Origin of the sequence: Shinella sp. HZN7 (assembly GCF_001652565.1) — a bacterium.
GTDB lineage: Bacteria > Pseudomonadota > Alphaproteobacteria > Rhizobiales > Rhizobiaceae > Shinella > Shinella granuli.
In genome coordinates, this window is sequence record NZ_CP015746.1 from 103,304 (window position 1) to 112,708 (window position 9,405).

Consider the following 9,405-nt stretch of genomic DNA (forward strand, 5'->3'; position numbering starts at 1 on the left):
TGGTGAGAGTGGCGAGAGGTTCGCCGGAAGGAAAAAAGGAGGGGCCGCTAGCGCGGCCGAGAAAGAATGAAAAAATCCGAAATCGAGGCAGTCAAAGAAAAGGTGAGCTGTGGTGCGGTGCTCGAAAGCGCCGGCTTCGCCATCGACCTCAGGGAGAGTACGCGCCGCGCGGTCAAATTCCGCCGCGGCGGCGAGATCGTCATCGTCACTCATGGCGGACTAGGGTGGTTCGATCCACTCAGCGACGATAAGGGCGATGTGTTCTCCCTGATCGAACGCCTGGATCGCGTTGGCTTCGCCGAAGGCTATGCTCGGGCCGCCGCCCTGGTCGGATTTCAGTCGGAGGCGCCGACCTGGCGTGAGAGTCTGCGTCCTCGGTTGCCGGACGTGTCCGTGCCGCAGCGATGGGTGGCACGTCGGCGGCCATGGCCCGGTTCGTACACCTGGCGCTATCTCTCCGATCAACGATATCTCCCCGTCAATATCATTGCAGCCGTGGTCTCGGCGGATCTCCTTCGCGAGGGCCCCTGCGGGAGCATGTGGGCGGCGCACGTCGATGGGCGAGGTGTCGTTTGCGGATGGGAGGAGCGCGGTCCTGAATGGCGAGGTTTTTCCAGCGGCGGAACGAAGACGCTCTTCCGGTTTGGCCCGCCAACGGCGTTGCGCCTCTGCGTGGCCGAAGCCGCGATTGATGCAATGAGCCTTGCGGCGATCGAAGGCATCCGGGACGGGACGGTCTATGTCAGCACGGGTGGTGGCTGGTCGCCCCAAACCGACGCCGCTCTCCGCAACCTTGCCACACGACCGGGTGCGCTTCTGGTTGCGGCGACGGATGCCAACGCGCAAGGTGAGACCTTCTCGGAGCGCCTGCGGGCGCTCGCCGAGGTGTCTGGGTGCAGGTGGCAACGGCTGCGGCCGTTGGCCGAGGACTGGAACGAGGTGCTCAAGGAAAAGAGCAGCGAAGAAAGGATTGAAAGGAAGAAGGGGAGGCTTGCCGCATGCGCGCCGTCCGCGTCAAGGGGAGGCTTTGCCCGGCGAGCCGGCCCTTGACCCGGCCGATCGCGATGCCGGCGGTCGAGAAGGGGTAACAGAGGACTGAAGGAAAAGGCGAGGTCGAGAAGGCTGCGCCGCGCTTCGGTCCGACAACCCCGAAGGAGCCGTACATGACCACAGCACCCGCAATCCGCAAGGTTTTCCAGGGCATTGCTGACCGCCGCCAGATGTATCGCATGTTCGACCGCCATGCCGGGCGCGTCCACCGCCGCGCTGATGACGCAACAGTGCTCTATGCCGGGGAATGGTTCGAGATCGGCGAGGCCGAGCACGACTATATGTTCGCTGTGGAGCCGCCCCTCTGGATCCGTGGCTCGATGTTCGCGCTCTGGCAATTCCTCACCGGATCGGTGACATCAGTGTTTTTCGCGCTGCGCATCGATGATGCCATCCGCTACTTCCATGGCTACTGCGATCTTTCCGACGATGTCTCCGTCGAGCGGATGCGTCTCGCCATCATCGAACGCGAGAGCCGGCCGGTGCAGGCGATGACGCGGGAGGAACGTCTCGAGCACATCTGGAGCAGCACTGCGGAACTCTATCGCGGCTACGCCGACTATCGCTGGCCTCATGCATCGCGCGGCCGGCGCACTGTTCACTTCTTCGGTGGCAAACTGGGCAGCGTCCCGAAACTGCTCGAAGCCATGACCGACGAGGAGATCGCCGCCAAGCTCCCGGTGCATCTGCGCTACCTGCCGGACGTGGCCGCCGCGTGAACGCGACATAACCGGCAGGTGAAGCCGAATAGGCGTCCCAACTGCATCTCGAAACCATCGACTAGCCCGGCAATAGCGCCGGGTTTTCCATTTCCGGAAGGAGAAACCCATGAATGACCTTGAAACGACCGTCGTCATCACGCCGGCGATCCCGCTCGACGACATGACCCTGCTTGAACGCCTCGTGCTCTCGCATGTCTTCGACGCCGGCGAGACCGACAGCGGTCTGCTGCTCTATAGCGACCGCGGCGTGGCGAGCCACTTGCGCATCCCGGCACACGAACTCACCAATGCCTATATGATGTCGCGCGCTGTTGCGCATAGCGAGATCAACCGGATCATCGCGCGGGTCTGGAAATCCTGGTGCGAAGAGGACGAGCCGGGAAAAACGGTTGCGGTCGACCTGAGCGAAACATCTTGGGAGTTCATCCTGAAAGATATCGTTGCACGCTCCACGGCCCTGGCAGAGATCAGGGTGCTGGAGTGGTATCGGCATCCCTCGCAGAACCCGGACAGTTTCGGCATGAACATCATGCTGGTGACGGCGAATGAGATTGCCGGCAGGAACAGCGACGACTTTTTCGAGGAGATGCGCGCCGAGACCGAGATCCAGCGACCGGCCGAGGGTATCAGGCGATCGCCGGGCGTTCCCGATCTTGCCGGCGCCGAACCGGCCGTCAAGCGGATGCGCGACGTCATCGACCTGCAGCGGGACGGCAAGTTCCCGAGCGAGAACTTCATCCTGGACCCGCGCGGGCACAATTCTCTGACCAGGATTCGCCGCTTCGTCGAGTCCTTCGGCGCACCTGTTCCTGTCGAAGTCGACAAGGATGAACGGCGATTGGAGACGACGCTCGCCTGCTGGGAAGCCATGCTCGACTTCAACGATCGGTTCATGAATGATGAGCCGATTTCGCAAAGCGTGCATAAGATGGTCGAAGTCTGGGCATTGGTGGGACCGCTTGGAATGCGCCGGCGGGCCATCCAGGTCGCGGGTCTGGCACTCAAGATCCACAATCATTTGCGCGAGCGCCTGGTCGGACCGCCGACGCCGTTCGACCACGATTTCGTGCCGGCGGTCATCGAGGTTCTGGCTTGGACGGACCGCGGCCCAGCGCTTCCAGGATCGACCGAGGAGGCCGCGGTCAAGGTTTTGGGGAAGCTGGCGGATTATCGGGAGAAGCGCCAATGACCTACCGTGTTTCATGGGACATCGACATCGATGACGCCGCATCGCCGATCGACGCGGCGTGCAAGGCGCACGAGATCGTTCGGCGCCCGGCCAGTTCAGCCAACGTCTACAATGTCGAGGCGCCGGACGGTGTCGTCACCGTCGTCGATCTGGAGGAGGTCCGATGCCCGCGGATCGCATCGCCTTCGCCTCTCCTCCTTCAGGCGCTCGATCGCGCGGAGCGCTTCATTGCCGGTTTCGAGGGTGACGAGCTGCAGGAGGGTGTCGATCAGCTTCTCGCGGCTATCCTAACCGCCCTGCAGGGGCGTAGCGATAGCCAGATCGTCGAGGAAACGAACGCGCTTGCCCGCTACCTCTTGGCCGAGCTGATCGGCACAGGCTACCAGGTGCCCGACACCTGGAAATTCTACGAGGAACGGGATCCCCGAAGCCGCAAGGCCTGGATGCAAGCTGTCGCCATCATGGAAATGATGACGTTCACCGACGCCGAGGACGCTCTATCGAACCTCGATCCGGACGGATCGGAACCGGAACGCCAGTTCCCCATCGAGGACTGGCAGTACGAGGTTGCGAACGGCGACACTCGACGCGGCTACGAGGACTGGCTCGCGGCGAAGCGCGACGCGTGAGCCTCGCCCATTCACTCCGACAGACCATTTTCCCCCACACTGAGGAGCATATCCATGCCCAGCGTTTACCGCACCGACAACTTCGCCGGACGTGTCAACTATGCCGCGACGGTCATTTCCCGGAAAGGTGGCCATACCCGACATTTCGATACCTGCTTCGAGATGGACGATGCCACGGAGGTCGCTGTGGCCGTTTACCGGCGCTCGCTCAAGAACCCGAAACTGGCCGCCAACATCTGGAGCTACATCGCCAGGGAAACCGTGATGAGAGACGTCGAGGAATTGAAGGACGTCAAGACCCGCGACCTGCCCGCACGCGCCGCGCAATCACGGGCACGCGCGAAAGCCGCCTCGGAAAAGATTCTGGAGGAGCACAGGCGGAAGCAGGCATCACCCTAGTCATTCCTCGGACGTCGCCTGCCAGCTCCTGACCGCCGGCCGGTGAAAAAAGGAGAAGAAAAGGAAAGGAGAAGCGCCTTTCCCGCATGCGCGTCCGGCCCGTCAAGGGCAGGCGTTGCCGCTGAAGCGGCCCTTGACCGGCTGCCCGCGATGCGGGCTCCGGATCGTGCAAGACAAGGTCTGAAGAAGGAAGGACATCGCTCCGCTTCCGACCGCATCACCCCCCTCGTCCCATCACAAGCGCCCCTCACCTGCCGGAACCCCTTCCCGCGGACGATGGCGCACGCCTGCTCACAAGGAGATCTCGATGAGCAACGATCCTTTCACGCTCGACATGTTCGGCAACACCGCGCTGACGTCCGGCCTGGGCCTCGGCCTCGGCATGACCGGGTTCAGCGGCCACGATCCCTTCGCCGCCAATGACGACGATCCGGACCCGACGCCGCCCGCCCCTGCCCCGGCTCTACCGATCGCCGCGGCGCGTAAGCCGGCACCGCGCAAACAGGGCGCGCGCAGCAATTTCTTCCTCGACGACGAGGGCCGCGGTCTCGCCGCCGGCTGGAAGGAACGGGCGAAGGCGAACGTCGGCGCCATCCTCATCGCCGGCGAAATTGAAAAACAGGACCGGCCGGCGACACGGGAGGAACAGCAGAAACTCATTCGCTTCACCGGCTTCGGCGCGTCGGAGCTTGCCAACGGCATGTTCCGCCGTCCGGGCGAGGTGGAGTTCCGCGAGGGTTGGGACGATCTCGGCAGCCTTCTGGAGACGGCCGTCAACGAGGCGGACTATGCCTCGCTCGCCCGCTGCACCCAATATGCGCATTTCACACCCGAATTCATCGTGCGGGCGATGTGGGCCGGGCTGCAGCGTCTCGGCTGGCGCGGCGGCCGCGTGCTGGAGCCGGGCATCGGCACGGGGCTGTTCCCCGCGCTGATGCCACCGACCTATCGCGCCACCAGCCATGTCACGGGCATCGAACTCGATCCGGTCACGGCCCGCATCGTGCGGCTGCTGCAGCCGAAGGCGCGCATCGTCAACGGCGACTTCGCCCGCACCGATCTCGGCGTCGTCTACGATCTCGCGATTGGCAATCCGCCCTTCTCCGACAGGACGGTTCGCTCCGACCATCATTATCGACCGCTTGCGCTTCGTCTGCACGACTACTTCATCGCCCGCTCTATCGACCTTTTGAAACCCGGTGGGCTGGCGGCTTTCGTGACGAGCAGCGGTACCATGGACAAAGCGGACGCCACGGCGCGGGTGCATATCGCCAAATCGGCCAACCTGATCGCGGCTATCCGCCTGACTGAAGGCAGCTTCCGCCGCGACGCCGGCACGGACACCGTCGTCGATATCCTCTTCTTCCGCAAGCGCAAAGCCGGCGAGCCGGAGGGCGATACGTCGTGGCTCGATATCGAGGAAGTCTGCCCCGCCACGGAGGACGAAGGCGCCATCCGCGTCAATCGCTGGTTCGCAGACAATCCCGGCATGGTTCTCGGTACCCATGCGCTGACCTCCGGTCCGTTCGGCGAGACCTACACCTGCCGGGCGCGGGCGGGCGAGGATCCCGCCGAGGTGCTGGACGCTGCCATCTGCCGTCTGCCGGAAGACATCTATGACGGCGAGCCGACCGAAATCGATCTCGATCTTGAGGAGGAGCTGACGGAAATTGTCGACCTGCGGCCCGGCAATGCCAATGTTCGCGAAGGCAGCTACTTCGTCGACAACAGGCAGGGCCTGATGCAGATCGTCGACGGCCAGCCCGTCGTGATTAAGGTCAGGAAGGGCCGTGTCGGTGACGGTCTGACGGAAAAGCACGTCCGTATCGTACAGAAGCTGATAGCTGTCCGCGACGCCGTGCGCGAGGTGCTGAAGGCGCAGGAGACCGGCCGGCCGTGGCGCGACCTGCAGGTGCGGCTGCGCATCGCCTGGTCGAGCTTCGTCAGGGATTTCGGGCCGATCAACCACACGACCGTCAGCATTACCGAGGATGTGGACTCCGGCGAGACCGCGAGACGCATCGCCAGCCGAACCTCCAGCCATTTCGTGACGATCCCGACTGCTGGCTGGTAGCCTCCATCGAGGACTACGACCTCGACACCGACACGGCCAAACCCGGTCCGATCTTCTCGCAGCGGGTGATCGCGCCCCCTGCCCCGCCGGTGGTGACGAATGCCGGCGACGCGCTTGCCGTCGTGCTCAACGAGCGCGGCCGCGTCGACCTCGACCACATCGCCGAGCTACTCCATTGCGACCGTGACAAGGTGGTCGACCAGCTCGGTGACACCGTGTTCCAGAACCCGGCGGACGGCGCGTGGCAGACCGCTGACGCCTATCTCTCCGGCCCGGTCCGCACCAAGCTTGCGGCCGCTGAAGTCGCTGCGGCGCTCGATCCGACCTTTGAGCGCAATGTCCGCGCGCTGGTGGCTGTCCAGCCTTCGCCTCTGCGTCCCTCGGATATTACCGCGCGTCTTGGCGCGCCATGGATCCCGGCCGCCGATGTCGTCGCCTTCGTCAAGCAGACGATGGACGTCGAGATCAAGATCCACCATATGCCGGAACTCGGTTCCTGGACCGTCGAAGCGCGCCAGCTCGGCTATCGCGCCGCCGGCACGTCGGAATGGGGCACCAGCCGCCGACACGCCGGCGAACTGCTCGCCGATGCGCTCAACAGCCGCGTGCCGCAGATCTTCGACACCTTCAAGGACGCCGGCGGCGAACGGCGGGTACTGAACGTCGTCGATACCGAAGCCGCGCGCGAGAAGCTGCAGAAGATCAAGACGGAATTCGAGCGCTGGGTCTGGACGGACCCGAGCGGACCGACCGACTGGCCGGCGTCTATAACGAGCGCTTCAACAACCTTGCGCCGCGCAAGTTCGACGGCTCGCATCTCCAGCTGCCCGGCGCCTCCGCTGCGTTCACGCTCTATGCTCACCAGAAGCGCGGCATCTGGCGGATCATTGCAGATGGCGCGACCTATCTCGCCCATGCCGTCGGCGCCGGCAAGACGATGACCATGGCGGCCGCCATCATGGAACAGCGCCGTCTCGGCCTGATCGCCAAGGCGATGCTGGTCGTACCCGGCCATTGCCTCGCACAGGCGGCGCGCGAATTCCTGGCGCTCTATCCATCCGCCCGCATTCTCGTCGCCGACGAGAGCAACTTCACCAAGGACAAGCGCGCGCGTTTCCTCAGCCGGGCGGCGACGGCCACCTGGGACGCGATCATCATCACCCACTCCGCCTTCAGGTTCATCGCCGTCCCTCCGCCTTCGAGCAGAGCATGATCCAGGACGAGTTGCAGCTCTACGAGGAACTGCTGACCCGGGTCGAGGCCGACGACCGCGTGTCGCGCAAGCGGCTAGAGAGATTGAAGGAAGGGCTGGAGGAGCGGCTGACAGCGCTATCCACCCGCAAGGACGATCTGCTGACCATCTCGGAAATCGGCGTCGACCAGATTGTCGTCGACGAGGCGCAGGAATTCCGCAAGCTCAGCTTTGCAACCAATATGTCGACGCTGAAGGGCATCGACCCGAACGGCTCGCAGCGCGCCTGGGATCTCTACGTAAAGTCGCGCTATATCGAAACGAAGAACCCCGGCCGCGCGCTCGTTCTCGCCTCCGGCACGCCGATCACCAACACGCTCGGCGAGATGTTCTCCGTCCAGCGCCTGCTCGGCTACGACGCTCTCCATGAACGCGGCCTGCATGAGTTCGACGCCTGGGCGAGCACCTTCGGTGAGACGACCACCGAATTGGAGATCCAGCCTTCGGGCAAATACAAGCCGGTCTCGCGCTTTGCCAGCTTCGTCAACGTCCCGGAACTGATCTCGATGTTCCGCTCCTTTGCGGACGTCGTGATGCCCGCCGATCTCCGGGAATATGTCCGTGTTCCGGCCATTTCCACCGGCGGACGGCAGATCGTCACCGCGACACCCACCGCGGCGTTCAAGATGTACCAGCAGATCCTCGACAGCCGCATCAAGGCGATCGAGATGCGCGAGGGACCGGCGCAGCCGGGCGACGATATCCTGCTCTCGGTCATCACCGATGGCCGCCATGCGGCGATCGACCTGCGCCTCGTCATGCCGGCCAACGACAACGAGCCGGACAACAAGCTCAATCTGCTTGTCAGGAATGCCTTCCGGATCTGGCAGGAAACAGCGGATCAGGTCTTCCTGCGTCCTGATGGGAAGCCTTACGACCTGCCCGGCGCCGCGCAGATGGTCTTTTCCGACCTTGGTACGATCAACGTGGAAAAGACGCGGGGCTTTTCGGCCTACCGCTGGATTCGCGACGAACTGGTCCGGCTCGGCGTGCCCGCCAGCGAAATCGCCTATATACAAGACTATAAAAAGTCCGAGGCGAAGCAACGGCTGTTCGGCGACGTCCGTGCCGGGCGCGTCCGCTTCCTGATCGGCTCCTCCGAGATGATGGGCACCGGGGTCAACGCCCAGCTCAGGCTCAAGGCGCTTCATCACCTCGACGTGCCGTGGCTGCCGTCGCAGATCGAGCAGCGCGAGGGCCGCATCGTCCGCCAAGGCAACCAGCACGATATCGTCGACATCTTCGCCTATGCGACGCAAGGCAGTCTCGACGCCAGCATGTGGCAGAACAACGAGCGCAAGGCCCGGTTTATCGCCGCCGCACTCTCCGGCGATACGTCGATCCGCCGGCTGGAAGATCTCGGTGAGGGTGCCGCCAACCAGTTTGCGATGGCCAAGGCGATCGCGTCAGGCGACGAACGGCTGATGAAAAAGGCCGGTCTGGAGGCCGATATCGCCCGCCTCGAGCGCCTGCGCGCCGCCCATGACGACGACCTGTTCTCGGTCCGCCGGCGGCTGCGGGAAGCCGAACGCGATATCGAGATTGCTACGCGCCGCATCGACGAGATCGGCAAGGACATCGCGCGGTTGGTGCCGACATCAGGCGAGGCATTCACGATGACCGTTCTCGGGGAGCGCACGTTGAGCGCAAGGACGCCGGGCGCGCGGTGATGAAGGAGGTCCTAACGCTCGTCCAGCTTCAGCACGAGGCGACGCACAGCTCGGGTCGATCGGCGGCTTCGACGTCATCTACGAGGGAGAGCGCTTCGGCAAGGACGCGTATCACTACCGCACCGTCCTGCAACGCACCGGCGCCGACTACGAGGTCGATCTGCCGGTCACCGTCACGCCGCTCGGAGCAATCTCCCGTCTCGAACATGCGCTCGACGATTTCGCGGGCGAGCGTTACCGCCAGCGCCAGCATTTGGAAGACGCCAACCGCCGGCTCGCCTCGTATCGCGCGCACGAAACGGGCACCTTCGCCTTCGCCGACGAACTTGCCGCAAAGCGCCGGAACTGGAGGAGGTCGAGGAAGCATTGGCCGCCGAAGCCCGCGCCACCGCCGAGCCGGTCGCGCAGGCGGCATAGCGC

At 64.2% G+C, this 9,405-nt stretch carries 5 protein-coding genes and 1 pseudogene; all 6 read left to right on the top strand.

Going from position 1 to position 9,405, the window contains the following annotated elements:
• Positions 1-66 precede the first annotated feature (66 nt).
• The 6 genes and pseudogenes from shn_RS33995 (at position 67) to shn_RS34020 (ending at position 9,402) form a co-directional block, all read left to right on the top strand.
• Entirely contained in the window at positions 67-1,050 is a 984-nt protein-coding gene (locus shn_RS33995; protein WP_145926158.1) for a DUF3991 and toprim domain-containing protein, read from the top strand.
• A gap of 113 nt (positions 1,051-1,163) precedes the next feature.
• Positions 1,164-1,769 (top strand): DUF1419 domain-containing protein, encoded by a 606-nt coding sequence (locus shn_RS34000; RefSeq protein ID WP_064334826.1) that lies wholly within the window; start codon positions 1,164-1,166, stop codon positions 1,767-1,769.
• Positions 1,770-1,932: 163 nt separating this feature from the next.
• Positions 1,933-2,961: a hypothetical protein gene (locus tag shn_RS34005; protein ID WP_245337562.1), complete on the top strand. Its 1,029-nt coding sequence runs from the start codon at positions 1,933-1,935 to the stop codon at positions 2,959-2,961.
• A complete protein-coding gene (locus shn_RS34010) occupies positions 2,958-3,590 on the top strand; it encodes a hypothetical protein (RefSeq protein ID WP_064334828.1) in 633 nt (210 codons plus the stop codon). Before shn_RS34005 ends, shn_RS34010 begins: the two co-directional genes overlap by 4 nt.
• Before the next feature lie 54 nt (positions 3,591-3,644).
• Entirely contained in the window at positions 3,645-3,989 is a 345-nt protein-coding gene (locus shn_RS34015; protein WP_064334829.1) for a hypothetical protein, read from the top strand.
• 307 nt (positions 3,990-4,296) lie between these two features.
• Positions 4,297-9,402 (top strand): annotated as a pseudogene (locus shn_RS34020) (DEAD/DEAH box helicase family protein).
• Positions 9,403-9,405 lie beyond the last annotated feature (3 nt).

What these genes read in the sequence shown, in the direction of transcription:
- shn_RS33995 (WP_145926158.1), top strand. Translation starts at nt 67, where the DNA reads ATGAAAAAATCCGAAATCGAGGCAGTCAAAGAAAAGGTGAGCTGTGGT.
- shn_RS34000 (WP_064334826.1), top strand. Translation starts at nt 1,164, where the DNA reads ATGACCACAGCACCCGCAATCCGCAAGGTTTTCCAGGGCATTGCTGAC.
- shn_RS34005 (WP_245337562.1), top strand. Translation starts at nt 1,933, where the DNA reads ATGACCCTGCTTGAACGCCTCGTGCTCTCGCATGTCTTCGACGCCGGC.
- shn_RS34010 (WP_064334828.1), top strand. Translation starts at nt 2,958, where the DNA reads ATGACCTACCGTGTTTCATGGGACATCGACATCGATGACGCCGCATCG.
- shn_RS34015 (WP_064334829.1), top strand. Translation starts at nt 3,645, where the DNA reads ATGCCCAGCGTTTACCGCACCGACAACTTCGCCGGACGTGTCAACTAT.